Here is a 25,667-nt window from a genome sequence, read left to right on the forward strand (position 1 = left end):
TCCTGGGGTTTTTCCCCACCATGAGGAACCATAACGATGACCCAAGCGGATATGTCCATGACCAATCATGCCAATGGCAATTCTGTCGGTGCTGAGGCAGTGATCGTTGCTAGCGATGTAGAGAAGTGGTACGACAACGGCTTTAATGTGCTCAAGGGCGTCAGCCTTGATGTATATAAGGGGGAAGTGGTGGTCGTGATGGGGCCATCGGGTTCCGGTAAGTCCACCTTTATTCGTACGTTTAATGCTCTAGAGCCTTACCAAAAGGGCAGCATTGTTATTGATGGCATTGAGATTTCCCACGACTTGAAGAACATTGAGGAGATTCGTCGGGAAGTGGGCATGGTGTTTCAGCAGTTTAATCTGTTTCCCCACCTGACGGTTCTGCAAAATGTCACCCTGGCTCCGATTTGGGTGCGTAAGCAGAAGAAACGGGAAGCAGAAGAAATTGCCATGCAGCTGTTAGAGCGTGTAGGCATTTTAGAGCAGGCTAATAAGTTTCCAGGGCAGTTGTCCGGTGGTCAGCAGCAGCGGGTGGCCATTGCCCGTTCCCTCGCCATGCAACCCAAGATTATGCTGTTTGACGAGCCCACCTCTGCCCTCGACCCTGAAATGGTACGAGAAGTACTCGATGTTATGCGTGGTCTAGCAGACACAGGGATGACCATGGTCTGTGTTACCCATGAAGTTGGTTTCGCCCGTGAAGTGGCTGACCGAGTTGTTCTCATGGATGCTGGTGTGCTCGTGGAAGAGAACACGCCGGATGAGTTCTTTAATAACCCTAAAGAAGAGCGCTCCCAGAAGTTCTTGTCTCAAATTCTTTAGGAATACGATCCTGTAGGGACAGCTCTTGTGGGTGCCCTAATGCCTTACAGTTGATGGATGGCAGTCAGTCCCCCTTTATCTAATACCTGACCATTGTTGATATGAGCGTATACCAATAGATGACTGCCAATGGTTTGTTGACTGATGATGGTACCCTCTAAATAGGCTAGAGCATCAGTAAATATCGGTTTTCCCCCTTGTAAGATTTCGGTGTTCAGCTGATCTACGGGAATCTGACAGGATTTTTGATAGGAAAAATGGCGGCGGATACTACGTCCTTCTTTGAGGATGTTGAGAACAAATGAGTCCTGGGTTTGTAGACTTGAAATCGCATCATCCCCCATAGGTAAAGCCATCATAATCCCCGGCGGTGCGAAACTGGCTTGGGAAATCCTGGCGGTGAGAATCGCCCGATGGTGACTGTGGTGTTCAAAGGTAACTACGCATAGAGAGCCGATGATGCGCCCCAGGGCCTGAGCGGTACGGCTAGTCTGAATGTCGACCATCGTCTGACGCGGTACCTGCTGACGGGAACGCTTACGCAACTGCTGAGCAAATGCGGTGGCAGCAGTTTGACATATCTTGAGGGTAGTCGAATCGGGGCTAAACTGCACGCGAATTGGCTCAAAGCCAAACCGATAACCTGCATCCCGCAACTTTTGTTGTAATAAGTCAATCGCTTCGCCACTCCATCCATAGGAGCCAAATACTCCCGTCAACTTTGTTTTAGGTATATTTGCCAGGATTGTACCCAAGGCAGTTTGAATTTGTACTGGGGCATGGCCACCCAATGTGGGCGACCCAATAATAAACCCATCACAGTCGGCAACAACTTTAGTGAGAGTCTCAGTGGGAGTATACTCACAATTAATAGCTTCCACCGCCACACCATTGTCTGTGAGACCTTGGGCAATGGCATGGGCGATGGTGGACGTACTACCATAGGCCGAGGCGTAGAGTACGGCAACCCGCAGTGTCCGTTGGGTTTGTTCCTGGCACCACTGTCGATAGTCCTGACGAAATCGACTCAGGCTGTGGCGTACTAAGGGACCATGGCCTGGCGCAAGAATCTTGAAAGAAAAGGCATCAAACTGATCTAGGGCGACTTCTACCTGTTTGGCCTGGGGGGCCTGGAGACAATCAAAATAGTAACGGCGGTCATCATTGAGTTCACGCCAGTGGCTATCCCAAATATTGTTGCCGCAAAAGTGGCTGCCAAATAGCTTATCGCTATATAAAATCTCACTGGTTGGATCGTAGGTGCAAAGTCCATCGGGCCAGCGTGGGGTTGGCACACTAATAAAGCTGAGGCGATGTCCCTGACCCAAGTCTAGCGTATCTCCTGTACGGACAGGGACCACCGACCAAACTAGACCTGATTTTTTTAGGGTACTGAAGGCAGGGTGAGAACACACCAGTGTTGCCTGGGGTGCTATCTGCTGTAGGCCCCTGAGGGTAACAATCCGATTAGAATTTACGTGGCTGGTGATGATGTAGTCAATGTTATGGGGGTTAATCTGTTGTTGTAGCGTAGCTAAATAGGTAGCTGTAAAAGACTCACCTGGCGGGTCGATAAGGGCGATTTTCTCGCTTTTGATTAAGTAGGAATTAGCGGTGGTGCCCCGCCGCCGTCCATATTCAATTTCAAATTTGAGGCGATCCCAGGTGCGAGATCGTAATACTTGGGATTGTGTACCAATGTCTGCCACCTGCACATCCCGAGGACGGCTGCCGGTTGACGAAATTGTTGGTGTTGTATAAGTCATCGTATATGTTCTCTTGGTGATAGGTTAGAGCAAAAACTTCTGTGAGTACAAAATGAAGTGTCATGCATGGCAATGACACCCAAAAAGTTTGTTATTAGTCACCATTTTTAGTAATGACTACCGGCTTTGCGATGATGGACAGCGGTGATACCGTCAGGGTGAGCCACCCGTCCACGATCGGCAGCGCAATACATTATCCAATGATCTCCTGCATCGGTACGGCTGATGACCCGACACTCCAAATATGCCAGTGCTTCAGCTAAAATCGGGGAACCGTTCTCCGCATCGTAGGTGGCAATGCCAATAAACCGATCGGCGCCGGGGGGAAAGCGCTTGAGGAAATGCTTCATCAACCGCTGGTAGTTGCCCTCTTCCAACACATTTAGAACAAAATAATCCTCTCCATGCAGCAGAGATTCAATAGCACGTTCCTTGGCAACGGCCACCGCCAGCCCCAAAGGCTCAACGGTAGCCTGCATGACCCAGGAGGCCAACATGGCACTGGTGACATCTCCTTTACGGGCAGTGACTATATAAAGACCACTACTCAACCGCCCTAGAGCCTGGTCTAAGCTAGAGTCTGAGGCTTCTCTGCGATGCTGCCGATGGTTTTGACTCACCCACTGCCCCAGATCAGTGCCTGCTTCCTGACAGTGTTGCTTAGTGGCATCAGATGGGGTCGCCTTGATCAAGATTGGTGGAAATGCTTCTATTAGTCCCAGTTCTATAAACCGATTACGCAGTGGATAAATCGGTTCGTCGTGACCGCCACCCGTTTCAAATAAGCCAATGGCCTGTTTAGGATGGGCCACCGCCAAAATTGTACTGAGTGCAGCAGAGACGTGACTATTATTGGTTGCTTGAGGTGGCATCCCTACCACCAGGGCGGTGGCAGTGGTGGCAATTTCTCTCACATCGTGGAGATCGGTTTCGTTTAAGTCCACTAGCTCAACATCGGTGCCGGTTTTGTGAATACCCTGAGCAATTGCACGGGCGATATGATCACTATGGCCATACTCATCGGTGTAAATCAGCGCTACGTAGGGAGTCGCCTTAGATTGGGCTTCGCTCCAGGTGCGATAGTATTCGAGCCATTGCTGCTGGTGATGTTGCAGTAGGGGACCATGTCCGGTGGCCACTAGGGTCACCGTCAACTTATTCATCCGCTTTAGGGCTCCCAATACGGACCTGGCATTAGGCCCCATCAAACAGTCGTAATAATACTGAAAGTCTTGCTCTAGCAGCTCTGGTATCTCGTCGTAGAGAGCGTCATCGCAGTAGTGCATGCCAAACACATCACAGGTATAGAGCACCTGAGTCCCACTGTCGTAGGTGAAGATTGTGTCGGGCCAGTGAAGATTAGGAGCCGAAACAAACTCCAGACAGTGTCCCTGCCCCAAATTTAGCTGGCTGCCACTTTTAACCAATTGAAAAGCAAATGGACGATGCAGCTGATGTTGTAAAAACTGAATGGCTACCTTCGAGCCTACTATTGTCAACTGGGGCACAATCTCCAACAAACGGCCAATTAAGCCACTGTGGTCTGGTTCAGTGTGATTGACGACAAGATAATCAATTGTTGTTGGATCCACCAGACCTTCGAGAGTCTCAAAATATAACGCTTCAAATTTTTGGTGAGATGTGTCAACTAACGCAGTTTGATCACCACGGATGAGAAAAGAATTATAGGTAGTTCCATTTTTTAACTCGAATTCGATATCGAAACGGTCTCGATCCCAGTCAAGGCAACGAATTGCTGTAGAACCCAAGGCAATTTCAGCAGTTTGGATTGTCAGTCTATTTGGTGAAGCCGTTGTTATTGACGGAGCAGCAAGAGTAACCATAGGGTGAAAATCCTGACTGAAAATTTGATGGACTTGTCCCTATGGTGGCGACAGAATCAGGATCTGTAAAATGTTAATTCTCTAATTGTCTTATAAGCTTAGCTAATGATTTTTTAGTTATTTAATCTGCTTTGCTAATGCATAGGTATTGATCAATTTTAAAAAGCTTTGACAGCTCTGATGGCTTAGGCGCTTGCGCTTAAATAACCACCCCATTACCCCATTACTCATGCACCCATCTACAGCCCCAACCTGGGTCTTTATTGTTGTGCAGTCCCCTTACCCTTAGTGCGGTGAACCGTGTCGAGATATGGTCAATCAAGCGTTTGCCTAGATGCCTTTTAAATTCTCCCGAGGATTAGCCATGCTCGAACTTTAAACTTTCACAGGTTCCATTGCTATTTTCTGGGCCGCTTCGAACCGAGACTTAACAGTGGCCTCATCGGAAATCTGAGGTGCCGGAACTGGAATCACCTGCACAGCACAAGCCTTAAGCTCAGGTTCCAGGGAGATTGGACAAACCTCCGGGTGAGTCAAGGCATTAACTTCCATGTTGTCACCCCAGAGAAACCCCCAATGCATGGGCATAAAGATGGTGCCACGGGTAATGTTTTGCGTGACCAGAACTTTTAGCTGGGCAAAGCTGCGTTGCGATCGCACCTCCACCCAATCCCCAGACTGCACCTCCAGCAACTGTGCATCCCGAGGATTCACCTCCAGCAGCGGCTCCGGATAACGCTTTGTAATCCGCTCAATCCGTCCCGTCCGACTTTGAGTATGCCAATGCCCATACAGTCGACCCGTTGTCAGCACAAAGGGATAATCCTCATTAGGGGGCTCAGCTAGCCCTTTAATATGGAAGGCACAGAACTTAGCCTTCTGATTAGGCGTGGCAAATCGATAGTTCGTGTATAGTCGCTTGTCATGTTTGCCATAGGCGATCTCATCACTCTCCCCTGCCGGGCAAGGCCACTGAATGGGTCCCTTCGCCAGTCGCCCATGGCTGAGGCCTGTAGAATCGCATAGGCGATTGGCTGTCAGCGTCACAAACTCGTCATATACCTCAGCTGATGTGCGCTGAGCAAACGGTTTTTCAAAGCCCAATCGACGACCCACTTCAGCAAAAATCTCCCAGTCAGCCTTAGCCTCGCCAACAGGATTACGGAAGGCAGGGCAGTAAGTGACCACTCGCTCAGAATTAGTCATGGCACCGGCTTTCTCACCCCATTGGGTAGCGGGTAGAACTACGTGGGCAAAGGCAGCAGTTTCGGTTGGGTAATAAGCGTCCTGGCAAATGGTGAAAGGAGAATTTCTGAGGGCAGCCTGGGTGCGCTTAATATCTGGCATACTGACGGCGGGATTGGTAGCAGCTACCCAAAAGACGCCTAGATCCCCTCGTTCCAGGGCCAGCATCATATCCCAAGCCGCCAGCCCCGGTACCGGAGAAATACTGCCCCCAGGCACCTGCCATACCTTTTCTACTGTTTGGCGATGCTCTGGGTTTTTTACCAGGCGATAACCGGGCAAAATGTGGGCTAATCCACCCGCTTCTCGACCCCCCATGGCATTGGGCTGCCCTGTGAGAGAAAAAGGACCCGCTCCAGGCTTGCCAATATTACCTGTCATCAGATGCAGGTTGATGATGGTGCGACACTTAGCAGTTCCCTCTGTGGACTGGTTCACCCCCATAGACCATAGGGATAGCACTCGCTGAGATTTGCCCCACCAGGCAGCTACTTTGGTAAGTTCACTCAGGGTGATGCCGCAAATCTCAGTCACTCGTTCGGGGGGATAGCTTTTCACCACCTGGGCATAGTCACTAAAGCCATCAGTACAGGAGTCAATAAAGCTGGGATCGATCCAGCTATGTCTCAAGAGTAGGTGGGCGATGCCGTTGAGCAATGCAATATCGGTTCCCGGCTTAATGGCCAAATGTAAATCCGCTGCCTTTGCAGTATCGGTGCGGCGCGGGTCCACCACAATCATCTTTACCTTGCGGTTTTTCTTGTGGTATTTCTTCAACCGATTAAACACAATTGGATGACAATCGGCTGTATTGGTCCCAATTAAAAAGGCACAGTCAGTTTGTTCTAAATCGTCGTAACAACAAGGGGGACCATCTGACCCAAAGCTTTGGATATAGCCCGCTACCGCTGACGACATACATAGGCGAGAGTTGGCATCAAAGTTGTTAGTACCTAAACAACCTTTCAATAACTTTTGTGCGGTGTAATAATCTTCTGTTTGAAACTGGCCAGATCCATACATGGCAATGGCTTCTGGACCTCGTTCATTCAAGGTTTTACGAATCTCATAGGTGATGCGATTGAGGGCATCTTCCCAAGAGACACGCTGTAGTGGCTGGTCGAGAGACTCTCTCATCATTGGGTGAAGCAATCGCCCCCGATCAAGGGAATCGCCGATGGTGCCCCCCTTGATGCATACCTGACCTTTGCTTGATGGGTGGTTGCGATCGCCCCGCGCTTGCCAAACCGGATTACCCTGTTCATCGCGATTTACAGCTCGCCCCGGTTGCGCAGGAGGTAATACCTCAAGGCCACAGCCTACACCACAGTATGGGCACAGTGTTTTTGCTCCATCAGCCATAGATCGCATCCTCCATCCACAAGAAATCTGTCTTATGTTAATTCGAAAATTAAATCTTTTTTAGACAGAAAAGGGGAGCGCAAACCGGCCCCCCAATCTGTTGAGTTGACATTGCTATCATCACTGGTTGCTATAACACTTGGGATAATGACAACCAGTATCGACGCTGTTTTGCTCGCTTAAGCGAACGTTGTTGTGGCGTTAGCCAACGTAGGAACCATCAGCAGGTACAGATATATTAGATATGTCTTCACCTTCGTGGGCCTCTGCAAAGGAACCTTTGGGCTCTTCGAGGATGAAGAAGCATAGGAAGGCAACAATAATTGCTGCAACACCTAGGGTCTGGAAGAAGATGATGTTACCGATATCTCCCTCAGGTACCAAGCTGTAAAGAGTCAGGTAAGCAACCGCACCAACGTTACCGTAAGCACCAACGTTACCAGCAATCTGACCAGTTACACGGCGCTTTACAAGGGGCACGATGGCAAATGTGGAGCCTTCACCAGCTTGTACAAAGAAGGAGCAAGCCATGGTTAAGATAACGGCGAGACCAACCATAAAGGTACCGCCGCCGCCGAGAGCATCACGAATACTAGGGATGCTGCTCATGACAAGGTAACCAATGCCCATAAAGAGGGTTAGAACCCCCATAGTTGTTTTACGGCTACCGAGTCTGTCGGAAATCAAACCACCGCTAGGACGAGCAAACAGATTCATGAACGCGTAGCTTGCGGCCAACATACCAGCCAGGGCTTTGCTCAAACCAAAGGTGCCTTCGAAGAAAGCGGGCAGCATGGATACTACAGCCAGCTCAGAACCGAAATTCACAATGTAAGTTAGCTCAAGAATGGCAACCTGCTTAAACTTATAGCGATCTTCAGCAGGGTAGCGCTTAGCACCAGACAATAAGTCTTTATTGACTGTCCAGCAGTTGTAAGCCTGGAAGAGATACAGGGCGATTAGGGCTGCGATCGCAAGACCAAATGTACCTTCGTTGAGGAAACCAACTTTCTTAAGACGCCAAGCCAGAACAACCAGAATGCCAGTTAGAGGTAGATTCATAAGCATCAGACCCCAGAAGTCTCTTACCGTAGTGACTTCCATACCGCGAGTGCTGGGGGGACGCTGGTAAACCTTACCAGGGGGCGTATCTTCCACGCTGAAGTAGTATAAGCATCCATAAAGGGCTGCAATGATGCCAGTGGCAGCAATCACAATGCGCCAGTTGAGTAATGGACCACTGTCAGGGACTTGGAAAGCACCAGGAATGAAGTTGAGAGCAGTTGCCAGACCGACAAGAGTAAATGCAGAGAATGCAGAACCAAAGTTACCCCAGCCACCATAAATACCTTCAGCCAGACCAATCTCCTTGGGGGGGAACCACTCTGCGGTCATGCGAATACCGATGACAAAACCAGCACCCACAATACCCATGAGCAGACGGCCAATCACCAACTGGTTAAAGCTTTGGGCAGAGGCGAAAATAATACAGGGAATCGCTGCATAGATGAGCAACAGCGAATAGGTCAAACGAGGACCATATTTATCCAACAACATGCCGATGATGACACGAGCTGGAACTGTAAGAGCCACATTGCAAATAGCAATGGTACGAATTTGACCTACCTCCAGACCAAAATCCGCCTTAATTGCTGTCGCCAAAGGTGCCAGGTTAAACCAAACAACAAACGACAGGAAAAAGGCAAACCAGGTCATGTGGAGGATTTTGTAGCGTCCCCTAAAGGACCACATCTCTCCTAGCATCAGTTCTATTCTCCTGGACAGACAAACATTTCACTTTCCTTCTGAAATTCACTCATTAGTAGATTTCAGACTGCTGCTTTTTTAGAACAAAATCGCTAATGCTATGGATCCTGAAAGGACAACAGACAACGCGACGCAACAGATTTAATGGTGGATAGCCCTGAATCTCTCTAATCAACTCACTCTAAAAAACAAAAATCATTGACAAAAACTTGATGAAATCTGTCGATTTAAGATTAGTTGAACAGATAAAGTCTAAAGCCAAATCACCATAGCGTTACATTATCGGTGAGCAACAAGTAAAAATGTGCCTTTCGCTACCATTAACGCCAAGTAATTCTTTTTTTGCATGTGATTGTTTGTTTTTTGCATAAAGCCGCCCAAGATGCTGAAGTGAAAGCAGTTTGGCCACACTATTGGATCACTCTTCTGCGGATGTCGTGGCCAGTAGCTACAAGATTCCTGGCGCTCGTTTCATAGCTTAAATGCAAGACTTTAGATAGTGACTGATATTAGAAGTTTTTTCAGCTAAAAAGCCTAACATTCCGCTCAGAGAATGTCAGGCTTTCAAGAGATTTTATCGAAAAACCAACTGTCTATGTTGCTCGCTAGCTTGTCTAGCTCTTGCTAGCTTGTCTAGCTAATCATGCAAACTACTTGCCAAGTTCAGACCACAATGTAGCCTGGTGAGGCGTAACGTTAGTCACATCTGCGGTTGTAGCTGGCTGAGCTAAGTAAACACGAACAGCGGTGTAACCAACCACAAACATGGAAAACGCTGCTAGAGCCGCCGCCAAAGTTCGATCTAGGCTGGAAACTTGAGTAGACATGGCACGAGTCTGGGAGTCCATATAACTAACCCTGAACTATAATGTCAGCTCAAGCATCCCATAATTATTCTGTAGCAAACAATACTGTTTACGAAATTTAGTCTTGAAACGAGTAGCTGACTGTTTCAGAAGCAGTGAATGGCTGTATAAATTGCTCGGTTAATGACATGGGTAATCCAGTCTGGTGCGAAATAATACCGTGGGCTACTCCAGCAGTAAGACCCAGGAAAGCAGGAAATATCAATGACTTTAGATTATTCATTAGTTAGAAAGCGTTTCTAATGACGCCAATAATGCCCATGGTTTATACGCCAGTTCTGTAACATTTTTAACGGCGTTAACAAACTGATTTTTATTTTGCATATATCAAATGCATTATTTGCATTTTACAGGTGTTTTACTGTCGTTTTTCCTAATAAAAACCCCCTTGATAGTTGATGCTGTCAAGGGAGTTTGCAATTGTCAAAATGATGCTTTCTTAAGCGTCAATCACTACCCGACCTTCCGCATGCGCGATACAGGTCAAAACTGCACCTTTCTCTCCAGCTTCAAGAGCCGCTGGATCGCCTTCATAACGAATCTTGCCCTCTATCAGAGGTAGCTTGCATGTGCCACAAGAACCAGACTGACAACTGCTTTCAACGTCTATCCCTGCTGCTTCAGCAATTGCCAAAATGGGTTGACCATCATCACAGTTAATCTCTTTGTCAGACTGAGAGAAAACAACAACGGCAGGTTTCTTCGTTTTAACAGGAGTAGCTGTTTCTGTTTCTTCAACAGGCTCGTCAATCACTACACCCGGTTTGAGGGTTGCTCCAAAGTTTTCAGTCAGCAGCTTGCGCACTACGCCGGGGAGTTCATCGCAAGGTACCTTTTGCATGACCCGCTCGCCCAGATGAGCGTCTTTGCCTACGGTGCCGCCCATATAGATGTCTACTGCAGGCACCATTTTGCCATTTTTGCGGGCTTTGGTGCCCATCATGCCAATTTGTGCCACCTGAGGCTGACCACAGGAGTTGGGGCAACCGGTCCAATGTATACGCACAGGCTCAGAAATATCTAACTCTGAGTCGAGACGTCGCGCGAGGGCCAAGGATTGCATCTTGGTTTCCACAAGGGCAAAGTTACAAAATTGGGCCCCTGTACAAGACACCAAAGAGCGCACTAAAGAAGATGGCTGAATGGGGAACGTCTGAACAATAGGTTCTGCTAAAAAGACGGCTAACCGATTATCTGGAACGTTAGCAATAATGACATTCTGTTCAACGGTTAGCCGCAGATCGCCACTGCCATAAACTTCAGCTACACGAGCTAAGTCCAGCATCTGTTCTGCCCGTAGACGACCTACGGGAATATGTAAGCCAATATAGTTAAGACCTTCCTGTTTTTGTTGAAAGACACCGACGTGATCTCGCTTATCAGCATCTAAGGCATCTTCAGGTGCGGCTGTGGCTAGGGGCTTGCCAACGCTTTTTTCCACTTCAGTGCGGAACTTGTCCATCCCCCATTCATCAATCAACCACATTAAACGGGTTTTTTGACGATTACCCCGAGAACCATTATCGCGATAAACCGTTAAGATGGCTCGACACAGTTCAACAACATCTTCTTTGTCTGCTGGAACCCATACATCTAGAGGGATGGCTGCCGCACATCGAGTGGATGAGAAGAAGCCGCCGACTAATACATTAAAGCCAAGATTGCCATCTTTGTAAGCGGGGACAAAGGCAATGTCATTAATCTCGGCATGCACCGAGTTGTCGGTACTTCCTTCGAGGGCAATGTTGAATTTTCTCGGCAAATTTGTGAAGTCATAATTACCTTGACCACTGTTGGTAATCATGTCTTGCACGGCTTGAACCAATTCTCGGGTATCGATTAATTCATTGGCATCAATGCCAGCAACAGGGGAGCCTGTAATGTTGCGGACATTGTCCATCCCCGATTGCATCGAAGTGAGACCAACGGCATGCATTTTGGAGAAAATATCAGGAATATCTTCTAAGTGAACGCCGCGTAGCTGCAAATTTTGCCGGGTTGTAATGTCAGCACTGCCATCGTCACCATATCGCTGAACAATTTCAGCTAGAACACGCATCTGTTGGGCCGAAATTAATCCGTGGGGCATGCGCAACCGCAGCATAAACTTACCAGGAGTAACGGGGCGGAAGAAAATGCCTAACCACTTGAGACGCTGGGTTAAGTCAGTCTCATCAACAGCTTCCCAACCCATTTCGGCAAACTTTTGTAGTTCGTCCTTAACTGCCAAGCCATCCTTTTCGGCTTTGTATTTTTCAAACTTATTGAGTTTTACCTTTTTCTCAGTAGTGGATGCGGTGACCACAGCAGCACTCCCAACATAATTAACAGAAAACACCTGAGCCCATCGGCCATAGGTGCAACCTTAGGCAGTTCATCGGTCTAGCCGAAGCAAAAAAAACGGGAGCAAAACACCAAGATTCCTAAGAATCTATGGCCCTGCCCCGCTAGACACACTTATAAGGAACCGCTTCAGGAGTTCATTTAGCTCGCTTGCTATCGAGTTAAATAAAGAATATTGAGAAAAACCTTATTTTTTTGTATAGAAAACTACCATTCCCAATACACTCTTGCATGAATTGCATTGGAGTGATGCGTTATTTGGTGTTTTGATCTCTGTTTCTTACAGGTTTCAGTTGGTTTAATTGAGCGTTCTGGGTTTGTCTTGATAGTAGTCAGTGTCTAGCTTCTAAAGTAGGTGTGGCCATCTGTAAATGCCTACAATTAATTATTGGGACTTTAATGAGATCCCATCTTAAGCAGTGATACGTTGGCAAAATAATGCATATGTTGCATTTGAAAAATCGATATATGCATGGGTAAATGTGCTACCAGCTCCTTTTCGCGGAATAATGAACGAGATGTCTGTGGAGTTCATGTATGCCACCATCGAAGGGTCTTAGCGGCGTGGAACCCTCAGAGTTGGAAAGTCGAGTAAGTCACTGGCAGTACTTTAAATCGGGTGATTTTAAGCAAAAGTGGAACAGTGCCAAGCTGATTGTGAGAGAAGGGGATAGTGCGATCGCACCCCTCCTAGAGTTACTGAATGATCCTGCCGTTGATGCTGAAACCCACTGGTTTACCATTCGTGCCTTGGGGCATTTCCCTGGACCTGAGGTGATCGCCGCCATTGCCGAGCAGATTGATAATACGACTTACTATGTAAATCGTACGGCAGAGCAAGTGACAGAGCTCAGTGCTTTCGCCATTGAGACGTTGGCGGCCATGGGGCCTGTTACCATTACTGTTCTGAGTCAGCTATTGCAAAACCCCAGGCGACGTTTGCTAGCAGCAAAAGCCCTTAACCAGGTACGATCTAGCGGTGTTATTCCCGCTATGGTCAGTGTTGCCGGGGATGAAAATGCAACTGTCCGCTACTATGCCATCGATGCGTTAGGCAGTTTCCATAGCAGTGTTGTTACGCCTGTTTTATTGACTGCTCTGGGCGATCCAGCTACAGCGGTGCGTAAAGCAGCCGTGATGGCGTTGGGGCGTCGTCACGATTTGCAAGCACATCACCAGATCAGTCAAATGCTTCAACCGTTGCTATGGGATATTGATGTCAGTGTTTGTTGCCAGACAGCCCTTGCCCTGGGTCGTTTAGGTGATGAAGATAGTCTTGATGCGCTCCAACGGATACTATTGTCAATCCACACGCCAATAGCTCTACGCATCGATACAGTGAGAGCATTGGAGTGGTATTGCGATCATGTTGCCGCTGTCACCGAACAAAGTACACAGCGAGCTTTTGCCATCTTGACCCATGCGTTCAAAGCGTTTGCAACTACAGAGACTGACGATAGCGAGTTGTTTACTGCTCAAGAAAAAACGCAGGTATTAGTAGCTATTGTTCGTGTGCTTGGGGACATGCGCCAGGTAGCCCTGTCTGAACAAGCCACCCACAGTTTGATTGAACAGTTACAAAACAAACCATCGGAGGCTGTCGTGCAGGCAGTGATTATGGCATTAGCTAGTTTGGGACTCCCCCAGGCATTTGATGCACTACTACCATTACTGAAGCATACGGCGGATGCTATCCCAATTCACACCATTGCTGCCTTAAAACGTTTGGAGCCTGACCATAGTTTGGAACGAGTTTCAAACTACCTTGAAGATAGCCCTGAACACCAGGCAGATGTTCTGAAGCTTTGGTAATTTACCCGATTAAGGCCTAGTCAGGAGTAAGGTCAACCTATAAGCTTAAGAAAATATTAAAATAAAGATAAAAATCTGATCTCCTGTTTCTCAATCCTTATTTTCAGAACCATATTTCTTTTGATAAACACTGACGGCATTATTTCAGTGCTTGTTTGACTGCTATTTTCAAAAAATGGCAGCAACCGACCTACCCTAAGGGGGTTGTGAGGATTGCTACTGGTTGGAATGTATAGTGCAGTTTTAAAAATCTTTAGCAATATTTGCTTAGTTGGTCCGCCACCGGTAGCCAGACGCACTAAATATAATGTTAAGGCTGCCTAGAGTGGAGATGAACGGCTTCGCCATTTTTGGTGATTTTTAAGCCCCTAATCCTTGTAAGTCCATGCGCATAGAGCAGCTACAAGCATTTTTAGCCATTGCCGAGACCGGCAGTTTTCAGTCAGCAGCCCGTAAATGTGGCATTACCCAGTCCACCGTTAGCCGACAAATTCGTGGCTTAGAAGATGACTTGGGTATGCCCTTGTTTCATCGTACGGCCCAAGCCAAGCTCACCATTGGTGGAGAACGGCTTTTGCCCAGGGCCCGCCGGATTTGTCAGGAGTGGAAGCAGGCCACGAGTGAAATTGCAGATTTGCTGGAAGGTCGCCAACCAGAACTCTGTGTTGCGGGGATTCAGTCGGTGTGTTCTCACTTTTTGCCGCCAATTATCACTCAGTTTTGTCAGCGCTATCCTAAGGTGCAGTTGCGGGTAACGGCCCTCGGTAGCGATCGATCTCTCAAGGTTTTGCGAGATGGCCTGGTGGATATCGCCATCGTTATGCACAATCCCATGCTGACTAATTCCCAAGAGATATCGGTCACTCCTCTATATGAGGATCGGGTGGAAGTGTTGATGGCGGCTGATCATCCTTTGGCAACCTATAGCCCGGCTCCTTGGTCTGAAATTGCCCGTTACCCCCATGTGGTCTTTAAAGATGGCTATGGCATGCAGCGATTGGTTCAATCTCAGGTGCCTGAAACTGAGTTAAAAATGGCCCTCGAACTTAATACCCTCGATGCATTTCGAGGTGTTGTTCGCCAAGGTAAAATGATTGCCCTATTGCCTCAGTCGGCCCTGGCTGAAAGTCGTCGAGATCCTGGTTTAGCTGTTCGCAGCACAGCTGCACCTGTTCTGACTCGTCAAGTGGTCATGGTGACTACCCAAGATCGTCTGCGGTTACCGCCCGTACGACAGTTCTGCGATATGGTTCAGCGTTTAGCAGATGAAAGCTTTAGTCAGCTCAGTGAATTACCTAGCCTAGTAGCCTAAAGTTAATTGGCCTATCTAGGTCATTTTGATGGGTATACCCCCAATCTCTAACGTCCACCCCCAGTCTCATTATGAGCAACACCTTTCGAGATCTTTTAAAGAAGATCGGTAGTGGCACCCATACCTCAAAGCACTTAAGTCGAGAAGAATCTGCCCTTGCTACTCGGATGATGCTTGAGCAAACGGCAACCCCTGCTCAGATTGGTGCTTTTATGATTGCGCAGAGGATTAAGCGACCCACCATTCCAGAACTTGCTGGCATGCTAGATTGCTACGATCAAATGGGGGGAAAATTAACAGCACCGCTGACCGACTATCGGACGATGGTGTTAAACAATCCCTACGATGGTCGTGCTCGTAATGCTCCGGTGACACCTGTTACTGCATTAATTTTGGCTGCTGCAGGGGTGCCGGTGATTTTACATGGTGGCGAGCGGATGCCCACCAAAATGGGATTACCCCTGGTTGATATTTGGCATGATTTAGGTTTGACTTGGCGACCATTAACGCTTGACCAAACCCAAAAAGTGTTTGAGCTTACCCATGTGGGCTTTGTCTACATGCCTCAACACTTTCTTGCAGCCCATGGGTTAGTTCCATATCGAGAGCAAATTGGCAAACGACCCACACTGGCTACCGTAGAGTTAATGTGGTCCCCCTGCGATGGTAAACATCATGTTGTCAGTAGTTTTGTACATCCGCCTACAGAAACCCGTACTCAGGAAACCTATCAGCTGCGCCATACCGAAGAATTTACAACGGTTAAAGGGTTAGAAGGCAGTTGTGATTTAGCCCGCAGTCGGACAGCAATTATTGGCATGGGAAGTCTGAAAGATGGAGAACCTGTATTTGAACGTCTGTTGCTCCATCCAAGAGACTATGGGTTTGAAGGTGCTGATCCGAGTTTAGATGAGAATTTTAATCGTTATCTAGAACAGGCAATTTATGGGGAGCCGACGGAGTTAACCCGTTCAGTGATTTGGAATGGGGGGTTTTATCTATGGCGCGCAGAGGTGGCAGCAACTCTCACAGATGGTTTACAACAGGCGCAGCAGTTGCTGGAGTCTGGTCAGGTACAGGCTAAACGCCAACAGATTAGAGATGAGATCGCAACCGTACTGAATCCTCAACTCTCTGCTGTTTAATCAATGATTTCCATCACCGCTGCCGATCAGCCGCTAGGGGACTGAGAGTTCTTCTTCTAGCATCTCGCCATAGATGCGAGGCAGATGGCCGGACATAGAATTGGTTTCGATGCCATAACCTAGACTGGTCCAGGTGCCTGATAGCAGTTCTAATACCTGATTGATTTCCCCAGCCTGTAATTGCTGACTAATATCCGTTCCCCAAGCATCTGGATCAGCCAGCCAGCGATAGACAACAACATCCTGTGATTCAGGCGAAAAATCATAGACTTGCCAAAATTCAAACCAGTCCGGCGGAGAAGGATGGTACTGCTCGGCTTTGGCTTGCCAGGTTGTTGTCAAAAACTGATATCGCCCCGCAGCGGTTGTGCAGTCACCCAGATTTGGACCGGTTTCGATCGGTACACAGGTATCAGGATGGTGACTCAATTGATCAATGGTCTTGCCACCATACAGCAGGCGATATGGCTTATCCATATTAGATTCGCTGGCTGAGATGGTCCGCATTAGGGCACGTATATATGGATCACCCCCCACCATGGCCAAAGGCAATGGGGATTCTACCCAATTAGCTGAGCCTAGGCCTAATAACCTAGATGGATCAAACCATGCTTTTGGTAAACGGTAGGGCCAATTCATTTTTGGGGATGCCCAGTGGAAAAGCACCCCAATAACCCCTAAAAACATCAAAATTGTGATGAGCAGAGGACCATAATCTGCCTTTTGCTGTGGGGCAGATTCTTCATCAAGAGAATTAATAGGAGGGCGGGAAGACAAGTTTCAGGATCCTAGACAGGTGAATTGATGGTCAATGAGTGATGCAAGACCCACGATCACGAAATACACGATGAGGGTGTCTAATTTCCGTGCTTTTGATATTAACCCTGGAGTTGAAACGAAAAATCTTTGGAATCCTGATAAAGGCTCTAGATTATATCGCAATAGAATCGTGGCTATATTGCTATACATATGGCTTGGCGCAGCCTCTCCTTCAGAGATATGCAGCCTCTCCTTCGGAGATGAGATATGCATTCAGCAGTGTGCTATAAGTTTCGTGAGCATCTAGTATATCGAACTATTGAATTATCGCCACGGTAACGTGACCTGTCTGTGCCAATATTCCCATGGGATTGTCCATCAACAACCATCAGCATTAAAGGGAGCTGCCTATTGGCAGCTCCCTTTATAGAGAGTTCAGCATATATATATGAAAGCAACACCGAGCAAATTTAGCCCATTTAGGGTTAAGCGACTGCTCGTTCCCGAGGTTGCTGACTTGCTGTGACAGATGCTACTTTCTCAACAGCCGGTTCATACTTGGTGTACCAAGCTTCGCTACCAGGTGTAGGCATCAATTGTAGTTGAGTTAACGCCTTATCAATCTGACGAAAATAATACTCTTGTTCTATGGAGATAGAACGGGGATGACGTTCAGACTTATGATCTGTTGTGGCATGAGACAGAGAGAGTAACCAGCCGTGAATCCTACGAATACTTGTTTTGGCGTCAGCAATGCCATTAACAAATGGTGTAAATGTGGGGGCATTGTAAGCGTCGTCGTCGGTTAACCATGCAGCCGTTTCGAGGCTTGGTAGATTCAGCAGCAGCTGATGCAGAGCTCTGAGCTCGGCTAAATAATTGTTCCAGGTAATGACCTCCTGGGAGGACTGACGCTGAGAGTACTCTAAATCGTACACGTAAGATTTGACTGACGCTAACGCATCACTAACAGCGTAGCGAACTGCTCGATCAAGCGGTAATCTCCAAGGGGATGTTGCCATGACTAAAACCTCTAAATAGTATTGTTATTTGCCACATTGATATGAAACTGACTAGCCCTACCCTGGGGTAGGGCTAGTCTTAGGAATAAAGTTTTTTTCAAACCTGATACGTTGGCCTATTCCTGTAGACAGCGAGTGTTCTTCAGAACTAAACTGCCATGAATCTCTTAACGCACTTTCAGAGTACCCATGTCAGAGTTAGTCTTTCCACTCGGAAACGATTTTTAAATTTTAAAAAATCTACAGCGAAAAAGCCACGCTTCTCCTATTGTAGCTACTAGTTGTTCTGTTTTAAAAAAGAAATTCCTGAGAAAATATTAAAAAATAACATTGCTATCCGTTGAGCTAGGGAGCAGTAATGGGAGACTGACTGGCATCCAAATAGCCACGGGATAAAAATGGCAGATCTATTGCCTCAGCTGTAGTGTCTTCTACCTCTAAAGTTAGCCCCGCGCCTCCGGCTTTAGTACGCAGGTACCCTAATCCCCAAACACCAGTATCGTCAGCTACCACACTAGTGATTTTGCCCATGGGAGCACCTTCCAGGCTGAGGGCGGCATCAGCAGGTACTAGTTTGTCCAGCTTAAAGCCCCAAAGTTGTTTCTTCACGCCCTGATAGGTGTTGAGTCGAGCAATGGTTTCCTGGCCGATATAACAGCCTTTTTCAAAGGAAACTGTATGCCAGAGTCCAGCTTCCAGGGGGTTATCTTTATCGGTTAATTCTTTCCCAGGCATAGGGCGACCTTGACGAATCCGTAGTACTTCCCATTCCTGGGCGGATAGGCAAGATATCTTTTGCTCAATTAGCCAGTTTTGTAACGCAGGACCGTGCTCTTTAGCACCGATTAAGGTATAGCCAGGTATTCCCAAACCGGTTTCTCTGACAACTTGAATTTCAACGTTGCCAGCAGGCCAATTGGCCAGGATATGGCTGTAAGGGGCAGTATCGGGTTGAGGTAACTCAAGTTTGGTTAAAAGCTGGTCAGTTTCTGGGCCTAGGATGGTAATGGCAAAGGTTACTTCGGTTTGATTGCTGAGATTAACTTTGTCGGCAAAAAAGATATAGCGGTCCATCCAGGCGATCAGTTCGTCTGCCATGCCAGGAGATACCATCAGCAGAACACTACTGTTATCTACATAGGCGCTGACTAGATCCAGGGTGCGTGCTGTGGATGTAACCAGTACTGTTTCACAGCCCTGGCCGGGTGCTAATTGTTCAAAAGCATTCGTCGTTTGGTTATGGAGAAAGCGGAGTCGATCATCTCCAGTGATCTGAATCCGCCCCCAATCTGAGCGATCAATAAATGCAGTAGTAGAGACTTCGACCATGACAAATGCTGAGACACTACGTGGTGAAGTTTATACTTTAGAGCTATTTGGGGGTGATTGTGTCCCCTTGATCGGGAAATTAGTGTTTAGGTTTTGCTGGGTGCTGTCCCTTGCTGGTTGATTTGCTGAATAAAAAACGCCTCTAGGGAAAGCCGACTGAGGTCTAGAGTAATTAGACGGCCATTCATCAAGGTGACGCTGGCCATAAAGTCGTTGGGATTCCCTTGGAGATAACCTTGCCAGTAGCCGCCTTCGAAGGTGAGATTTTGCAGCCATTTTTCTAGAACATCCAGACTGCCCCCCTGGCCTTTTACAAAATAGGCATCGGGAGCCCCGAGTAGCTCATGGAGACTGCCCTGGCAGATCAGTTCACCTTCGTTAAGGATAGCGATGCGATCGCAAATGACTTCCACATCGGCCAAAATATGACTATTAAAAAAGATCGTCTTACCCTGGTCTTTCAGCGACAGAATGACTTCCCTTACCAGGTAGCGACCCGTAGGGTCCAGTCCCGACATGGGCTCATCTAAGAAAATGATATCTGGATCATTAATTAGGGCTTGGGCCAGGCCGATGCGCTGCAGCATCCCCTTGGAATACTGGCGCAGCTGTTTTTTAATGGCCGCCTGTCGTGATAAACCTACCCGATCCAAAAGTTCAGGAATTCGCTCTTTATATATAGAGGCTGGAATATTAAACAAACCAGCAGAGTAGGTGAGAAATTCCCAGCCAGTTAGATAGTCATAAAAGTAAGGATTTTCTGGCAAGTAGCCGATTTGCTGCTTAACAGTTGGGTCGCCAGCAGGCTGATTAAGCAGCTGAGCACTGCCTGAAGAGGGACGGATAATACCTAAAAGCAGTTTGAGGAGTGTGGTTTTGCCAGCACCGTTTGGGCCTAATAATCCAAACGTTTCTCCTTGATATATCTCCAAGGAACAATGCTGTAGTGAGGTTATCTTTTGATTTAGCCAAAAACCCGTGCGATAGGTCTTACTCAGATCCTGAGTTTTAACGATAACCGGACGATGCACAATGGCAGACGGGTTAGCACCAGTGGGAAAAACGGTGTCCATTAACTCACAAAATACGACCCTTAACGGGGCGCTGCACACATTAGGTATGGTCTAGTCGGTATAGTTGAGAAGGGGGTAGATTCTCAATAACCTAGATTAGGTTATCAGAGCGTTTAAATAGCCCTGTCATACTATGCCAAAACGTTAGACTACCTCTTTTAATATGGATCGTTCAAAAATTGTTGCGATTATTACGGGTGCAATTTCATTAGTATTAGCCATTGCCTATTTATTACTGGTGCAGATGCTGGATTTTCGTGGCGAAATGGTGCCAGCACCGATGGGTAGTTTGGTGCTGGGTTGGGGGAATTTCTTGGTCAGTTAAAAGAAATTCTGTATTTTTCAAGTCCTTTTCCTTAGCTGGCATCCTTCAGCCAGGCCGACAAATCCCGTTGCAAAAGATCCTGGAGTTTTAGAATATCTTCGCGATAGTACTGCTGTAGGAGGAGCATGTCTTCCTCTGTGAACTTTGCTTTGTCCTTGTCTTGGGAATTTATGGAAATCAGCTTTTCACGCAGCTGATGTCTCAGATCTGTGGGAACGAGCTGCATGATGCCAGTGGCAACCGTGCGGATGGGGTTTTGGGTTTTGAGTAGGCGATTGAGTGCTTGGTTCTTGGGAACTTTGGCTGTTTGGGCCTTTTTAGCGGTATTTGCCACAAAATCAGCGTTTACGCCAATGGATTGATAGATGCCCTGCATAAAGGTTTGAGAGTTTTTGCGCAGGTCGTCATAGAGGAAGACATCTATGCGGTTGCGATCGCACACATCAAAAAAGTGCTTTAGGGATTCGTAATATTTTCCCTTTAGCAACACATAGGACGTGTCGCCACGGCTGCGGACTTGTTCCGCCAGAGGCGTCTGTTTGCCGATGGCGTCGCGCCTGTTCATTAAATAGTCAGAACAGGCCCGTTCTACGGGATTACGTAGTATGGCAATCAGTCTGGCTTTGGGTAAACGCTGTTGAATCAGCTCAGCCGAGGTTTGGTAGTTGAGCATGTAGTTGGGAGACACCTCTCCCAGGGCCAGATGCTCATCGGTTGCCCCATCAAATAGTTGGGTATATAGGTCCCAACTAACAAGTCCATTTTTTTTACGGCGTTTCATCTCAGCTGATGCATTGTCCCAGTCCTTGTTAAAGAAGTCTGTTTCTTTAACCGGGCTCATGTACACCTGGGGATGCTGCTTTAGATAGTTATATATAGATGTCGTCCCTGCTTTTTGCACACCAATAATCAGAAACGTTGGTGTGCGCTTGGCGACAGCTGACTTGAGAATACTGGGGACAGGCTGCGCGTTGTTAGCGGTCATTGTTAATCAGGGCTGAGTAGATTGGGGCTAGGACAATTTAAATATCTATTGTCGTTATCTCTAGGGTGTAGAGATGTATCTAATGGGCTTAAGGAGTATTAATCTGACGATGCCATCAGATTAATCGCTGTATCACCATTCTATGGACAAGTTTTCCTTATAGATAGTCATTTTTGGTAACTTCATCTCTGTTACATAAACCTGATCCGTAGTGGCCTCAGCAGTGGGTTCAGCTACGAACAGAGGCGATGGCTTGCTGAATAAATTGTTGAACGATTTGGTCGCGACGGTTGAGCTGGTACTGCTTTTCCAAAACAGCTTGCATACCGCCATCACCCCAATCCTGTTGGTTTTCAAAATAGTCCACAAAACTTTTGCCCGCGATGCGGGTTAAATAGGCGGCGCTCACACCCTGTAAAAGTTTTCCAGCGACGGCTGTGGCCAGATTTGCCTGGAGTCCAACGGTTAATAGTTTGAGTGCTCCTTTAACCAGGCCCAAGCTGCCCATGGTTTTGGCTAACGAGATCGCTAGGGTGCGGGCATCTTCGATGCTGACGGAGATGCCATAGACCTGACCCAATTCCACCACCATTTGGGTATTCACGGCGGCGGTGGCGAGCATATCCACGACGGGTAGCGGTGTGGCGGCTAATACCCCTGCCCCAATCCACTGGTAGCGGTCAATAATGGCCTCAGCCTTTTGCTGACGTTGTTGGGTTAGCAGCTGTCGTGCTTCTATGCTCAGCCGCTGGGACTGTAGCAAAATGTTGTTGGCAATCAGGTCGCGACCTTCGGCCCGAAGAATGGCAATGATGCGGTCGATGAGGGGCTGAATGTAGGGGGTGGGTTCGTCTTTGGGATGGGCTGCGATCTCAACCACATCCTCACCCTCCATCTGCTGTCCGATCCGCTGCCGCAGTCGACTGACCAATAGCGCCACCTCATCATCGGTGTAATGATCAATCTTGTTCAGCACTAGCAAGGTGCGCTTACCCACTGCTAGCAACTGCATCAAAATCTCATACTGCGCCCGATGCAAATCATTGTCGACTACATACAGCAATAAGTCAGCCTGGGTTGCGAGTTCTCGGGTGTTTTGATCTGCCGCACCAACATCGAGTAAACCGGGACTATCACTGAGGATAATTTCCCCATCAATGGCCGGAATAGCTATCCGGTAATCTTGCTGTTGAGTCGTTGTCCCTTTAGTGACCGCTGTTTCTCCAGCCATTTCTCCCATTAGGGCATTGGCCAGAGATGTCTTACCTGCTGAGCCGCTGCCCACAATTACTAAATGCAGCCGCTGTTGTTCAAAGGCATGGGTTACGGTTTTCGCCCGTTGAACTAACGCTTGCCGTGCAACTTCATCTTGGATGTGGCTAAGCTGTTGATCCAGACTTTGCAGTTGGGCGACGGCAGCTTCGCTGGTGGTTTTGGGCAATGGTGGCGGCTGGGCACGATGACGCGGACGCAAAAACAGCCAGCCATAATAAGCAACTACTCCCAACGCGGCTAGCATAAGCACCACGATCAAACTAGTGATTGCCTGAGCCAACCATGGATGTAAGTTAGACAGGCCAGCATAGAGAGTCCCCAAGGTGCTGATCAGCCATAACAGCAAACCGAGAAAAATCAAAACTGCAATAGCGATGATTAGAGGTCGCCGCATAGATGGTGCTCGCTGTCGTTAGGTGACATCGCTGATTGAATATTAGACATATAGCCTAAATTCATAAAATGAAATTGCCAATTTTTTACCTGAGTTAGTGTAGCGTCCTACTATACACAAGGCGGATGAGTGTCGCCAATTGTTGCTAACCAAGGACATCTTTAATCCCCATGGGAATATTTGATCAAGTAATGGGAGCCATTCAGGACCCCAATCGTGAAGCTAGCATCGGTCAGCTTGGCCAAATTGTATCGATGGCGCAGCAGGTTGCTCAGTCAAACAACGCTAACCCTTCAGCAACTCAGCAAGCTGCCTCTGTGGTGGGTGGCTTTGTTCAATCGGCACTGAGGGAAAAACAACAAGCCCAGGGTATGGACGCTGTTCTTGACTTAGTCAAACAGGGTACGACAGATGGTGCTGGTGTACTCCCTCAACTATTTAGCCCTGCACAGCAAAGTGCGGTGGCAGCAGCCGTAGCTGAAAAAACGGGCCTTGATGCCAATCAGGTGCAGGCTATGCTGCCCATGGTGATTCCCATTGTGATGAAGTTTCTTAATCAGGGAGCTGCTAAGTCTGGGACTCAAGCCCAAGGCAATCCACTGGTCACTGCTTTCCTCGATGGTGATGGCGATGGCGATGTGGATATGGGTGATATTTTGAAAATGGCTGGTCGGTTTATGTAAATAGGCCTACTACGGGTAGTAAGCAATGGGCAATGGGGGGATCTTAACCGCTTATCAGCACCCTAATAATTTGACGCCTCAAAGCCCACTCCCTATTCATTACTCCCTACTCCCTATTCCCCGCTCCCCACCATCTGCCTTGTATAGTGCTCCTAGAGGGGATCCGTTTTCTGGAGCATCTGTATGGGCAGTAAGAAAAATGGCAAGCGATGGAGTTGGTTAAGTGCTGAAAGCTTTCTCCACGGTATTGATGGCATAGAAACTATTGTTTCGAAGCTGTTATCCATTGCCATGCTGGTGGTGATCTTTGTGATCATGGTCGATCTGGTTCGGTTTTTAGCGGTGGCATTATTAGAGCCTAGCCCTTCAGGCTTTTTTAAAAACACCCTCAGTGAAATTTTTGGCCTATTTCTGAGCGTCCTAATTGCTCTAGAAATTTTGGAAAATATCACCGCCTATCTAAAGAAGCATGTGGTGCAGGTAGAGCTGGTGATCGTTACCTCACTGACAGCGGTGGCGCGTAAAATTATTATCTTGGATCTAGAAAAGGTAACCGGTATTAGCCTTATTGGTTTGGCAGTTGCGATTCTCGCCCTGTCAATTAGTTATTGGATTGTGAGGAATATCCATAGCTAAATTTTTAGGGAGTGGCATTGAGTTGCCCCATGATTTAAATACGAGAGAGTACAAGAGTGCTAATCTCGTTTTGAGTTAGTTGAATAGGGTTATTGCGATTACGAGTTTTAGCGATTACTCGTTTTAAATCTGACACTTCGACGCCATACTCACCTAACTTAGGTATCTCAAGTTTCTCGGTCCAATTCCACAAAGTCTGACACAGTGACTCTCCATATTTAACGGGCTCCTTCCCTGGCTCGCCATCTAAGAAAGCTCCCAGCTTAGCCATCTTGTCTACTGCTGGATTCTTGGGGTCTCGCTCTAAAAGCGCTTGCCAATTTGTCTGGTTGGCAGTGGCTAGGAGAGTGCCACAGACAACACCATGGGGTATGGGAAAAAATCCACCCAATGGTGAGGCTAATCCATGGACAATGCCCAGCCCCGCATTGGCTAGGCAAATGCCTGAGAGCATTGAACCGTAGGCCATGGCCTCACGCACGGTTAAATCGGCAGCACCGTCACCGCAGGCTGCCAATAGATTTGGGCCAATGGCGGTTAAACCACTCCAAGCCAAGGCATCTGTCATGGGGCTGGCGGTAGGGGACAGATAGGGTTCGAGGAGTTGAGTAAATGCATCTAAACCGCAGGCAGCCGTAATATGGGGTGGACAGGTAATTAACAGCTCGCTATCGACAATTACACCGTCAGGAATCAGATTTTCATGGCGGATAGATTTTTTAAAACCCTGGGGACCCACTTTGCTAATGACGGCGTTTTTGGTCATTTCGCTGCCCGTGCCAGAGGTGGTGGGCAGCGCTAGATAAGGGATTTTCTCTCCACTGTGGGCAATACCTTTACCCACGCCTTCCAGGTGATCCATGATGGAATTGCCATGGGGCAGCATGGCCGAAATTGCC

The 25,667-nt window shown here is 47.7% G+C and carries 20 protein-coding genes; 7 read left to right on the forward strand and 13 right to left on the reverse strand.

The window, feature by feature from the left end; all coding sequences use genetic code 11:
• Positions 1-36 precede the first annotated feature (36 nt).
• Complete coding sequence (locus DXZ20_RS11495) at positions 37-825, forward strand: amino acid ABC transporter ATP-binding protein (protein ID WP_431732030.1); 789 nt, start codon at positions 37-39, stop codon at positions 823-825.
• A 44-nt stretch (positions 826-869) separates the two neighbouring features.
• On the opposite strand, the gene DXZ20_RS11500 is transcribed toward DXZ20_RS11495, so the two are convergent.
• From DXZ20_RS11500 to DXZ20_RS11525, 6 genes are all read right to left on the reverse strand, one after another.
• Positions 870-2,591, reverse strand: coding sequence for an oxygen-binding di-iron domain-containing protein (locus DXZ20_RS11500; protein ID WP_163698286.1), 1,722 nt, complete (start codon positions 2,589-2,591; stop codon positions 870-872).
• 107 nt (positions 2,592-2,698) lie between these two features.
• Entirely contained in the window at positions 2,699-4,435 is a 1,737-nt protein-coding gene (locus DXZ20_RS11505) for a diflavin flavoprotein (protein ID WP_163698288.1), read from the reverse strand.
• Between the two features lie 375 nt (positions 4,436-4,810).
• On the reverse strand, positions 4,811-7,042 hold the full coding sequence (locus DXZ20_RS11510; RefSeq protein WP_163667625.1) for a molybdopterin oxidoreductase family protein: 2,232 nt from the start codon (positions 7,040-7,042) through the stop codon (positions 4,811-4,813).
• A gap of 201 nt (positions 7,043-7,243) precedes the next feature.
• Positions 7,244-8,806 (reverse strand): MFS transporter, encoded by a 1,563-nt coding sequence (locus tag DXZ20_RS11515; protein ID WP_163667628.1) that lies wholly within the window; start codon positions 8,804-8,806, stop codon positions 7,244-7,246.
• Positions 8,807-9,459: 653 nt separating this feature from the next.
• Entirely contained in the window at positions 9,460-9,636 is a 177-nt protein-coding gene (locus DXZ20_RS11520) for a hypothetical protein (protein WP_250565078.1), read from the reverse strand.
• Positions 9,637-10,114: 478 nt separating this feature from the next.
• Entirely contained in the window at positions 10,115-11,980 is a 1,866-nt protein-coding gene (locus tag DXZ20_RS11525) for a ferredoxin--nitrite reductase (protein ID WP_163698290.1), read from the reverse strand.
• Positions 11,981-12,555: 575 nt separating this feature from the next.
• On the opposite strand from DXZ20_RS11525, the gene DXZ20_RS11530 reads away from it, so the two are divergent.
• From DXZ20_RS11530 to DXZ20_RS11540, 3 genes are all read left to right on the forward strand, one after another.
• Positions 12,556-13,830 carry a HEAT repeat domain-containing protein gene (locus tag DXZ20_RS11530; protein ID WP_163698292.1) on the forward strand — a complete coding sequence of 425 codons (1,275 nt, stop codon included), beginning with the start codon at positions 12,556-12,558 and terminating at the stop codon, positions 13,828-13,830.
• 385 nt (positions 13,831-14,215) lie between these two features.
• Positions 14,216-15,142 carry a LysR family transcriptional regulator gene (locus tag DXZ20_RS11535; protein WP_163698294.1) on the forward strand — a complete coding sequence of 309 codons (927 nt, stop codon included), beginning with the start codon at positions 14,216-14,218 and terminating at the stop codon, positions 15,140-15,142.
• Positions 15,143-15,213: 71 nt separating this feature from the next.
• Positions 15,214-16,287 carry an anthranilate phosphoribosyltransferase family protein gene (locus tag DXZ20_RS11540; RefSeq protein WP_163698296.1) on the forward strand — a complete coding sequence of 358 codons (1,074 nt, stop codon included), beginning with the start codon at positions 15,214-15,216 and terminating at the stop codon, positions 16,285-16,287.
• A gap of 33 nt (positions 16,288-16,320) precedes the next feature.
• On the opposite strand, the gene DXZ20_RS11545 is transcribed toward DXZ20_RS11540, so the two are convergent.
• The 4 genes from DXZ20_RS11545 to DXZ20_RS11560 all read right to left on the reverse strand — a co-directional run bounded on the left by DXZ20_RS11545 (position 16,321) and on the right by DXZ20_RS11560 (position 20,470).
• A complete protein-coding gene (locus DXZ20_RS11545; RefSeq protein WP_163667644.1) occupies positions 16,321-17,064 on the reverse strand; it encodes a glycoside hydrolase family 24 protein in 744 nt (247 codons plus the stop codon).
• Between the two features lie 467 nt (positions 17,065-17,531).
• Positions 17,532-18,068, reverse strand: coding sequence for a hypothetical protein (locus tag DXZ20_RS11550; RefSeq protein ID WP_163667647.1), 537 nt, complete (start codon positions 18,066-18,068; stop codon positions 17,532-17,534).
• Positions 18,069-18,413: 345 nt separating this feature from the next.
• Positions 18,414-19,397, reverse strand: coding sequence for a CAF17-like 4Fe-4S cluster assembly/insertion protein YgfZ (ygfZ, locus tag DXZ20_RS11555; RefSeq protein WP_163698298.1), 984 nt, complete (start codon positions 19,395-19,397; stop codon positions 18,414-18,416).
• A gap of 86 nt (positions 19,398-19,483) precedes the next feature.
• Complete coding sequence (locus tag DXZ20_RS11560) at positions 19,484-20,470, reverse strand: ABC transporter ATP-binding protein (RefSeq protein ID WP_163667653.1); 987 nt, start codon at positions 20,468-20,470, stop codon at positions 19,484-19,486.
• Between the two features lie 163 nt (positions 20,471-20,633).
• Here DXZ20_RS11560 and DXZ20_RS11565 point away from each other — a divergent pair, with 163 nt between their 5' ends.
• Positions 20,634-20,795: a hypothetical protein gene (locus DXZ20_RS11565; RefSeq protein WP_163667656.1), complete on the forward strand. Its 162-nt coding sequence runs from the start codon at positions 20,634-20,636 to the stop codon at positions 20,793-20,795.
• A 31-nt stretch (positions 20,796-20,826) separates the two neighbouring features.
• Here the strand turns inward: DXZ20_RS11565 and DXZ20_RS11570 are convergent, their stop codons facing one another.
• Both DXZ20_RS11570 and DXZ20_RS11575 read right to left on the reverse strand, forming a co-directional pair.
• A complete protein-coding gene (locus DXZ20_RS11570; protein ID WP_163698301.1) occupies positions 20,827-21,780 on the reverse strand; it encodes a sulfotransferase family protein in 954 nt (317 codons plus the stop codon).
• A gap of 229 nt (positions 21,781-22,009) precedes the next feature.
• Positions 22,010-23,449, reverse strand: coding sequence for a YcjF family protein (locus DXZ20_RS11575; protein WP_163698304.1), 1,440 nt, complete (start codon positions 23,447-23,449; stop codon positions 22,010-22,012).
• A gap of 170 nt (positions 23,450-23,619) precedes the next feature.
• Here DXZ20_RS11575 and DXZ20_RS11580 point away from each other — a divergent pair, with 170 nt between their 5' ends.
• A complete protein-coding gene (locus DXZ20_RS11580) occupies positions 23,620-24,132 on the forward strand; it encodes a DUF937 domain-containing protein (RefSeq protein WP_163667664.1) in 513 nt (170 codons plus the stop codon).
• Between the two features lie 183 nt (positions 24,133-24,315).
• Positions 24,316-24,768, forward strand: coding sequence for a phosphate-starvation-inducible PsiE family protein (locus tag DXZ20_RS11585; RefSeq protein ID WP_163667667.1), 453 nt, complete (start codon positions 24,316-24,318; stop codon positions 24,766-24,768).
• A 34-nt stretch (positions 24,769-24,802) separates the two neighbouring features.
• Here the strand turns inward: DXZ20_RS11585 and DXZ20_RS11590 are convergent.
• Positions 24,803-25,667 (reverse strand): iron-containing alcohol dehydrogenase (locus DXZ20_RS11590; RefSeq protein ID WP_163703470.1); only part of this gene is annotated, 865 nt, incomplete at its 5' end.

Source organism: Adonisia turfae CCMR0081 (assembly GCF_011009555.1).
Taxonomy (GTDB): domain Bacteria; phylum Cyanobacteriota; class Cyanobacteriia; order Phormidesmidales; family Phormidesmidaceae; genus Leptothoe; species Leptothoe turfae.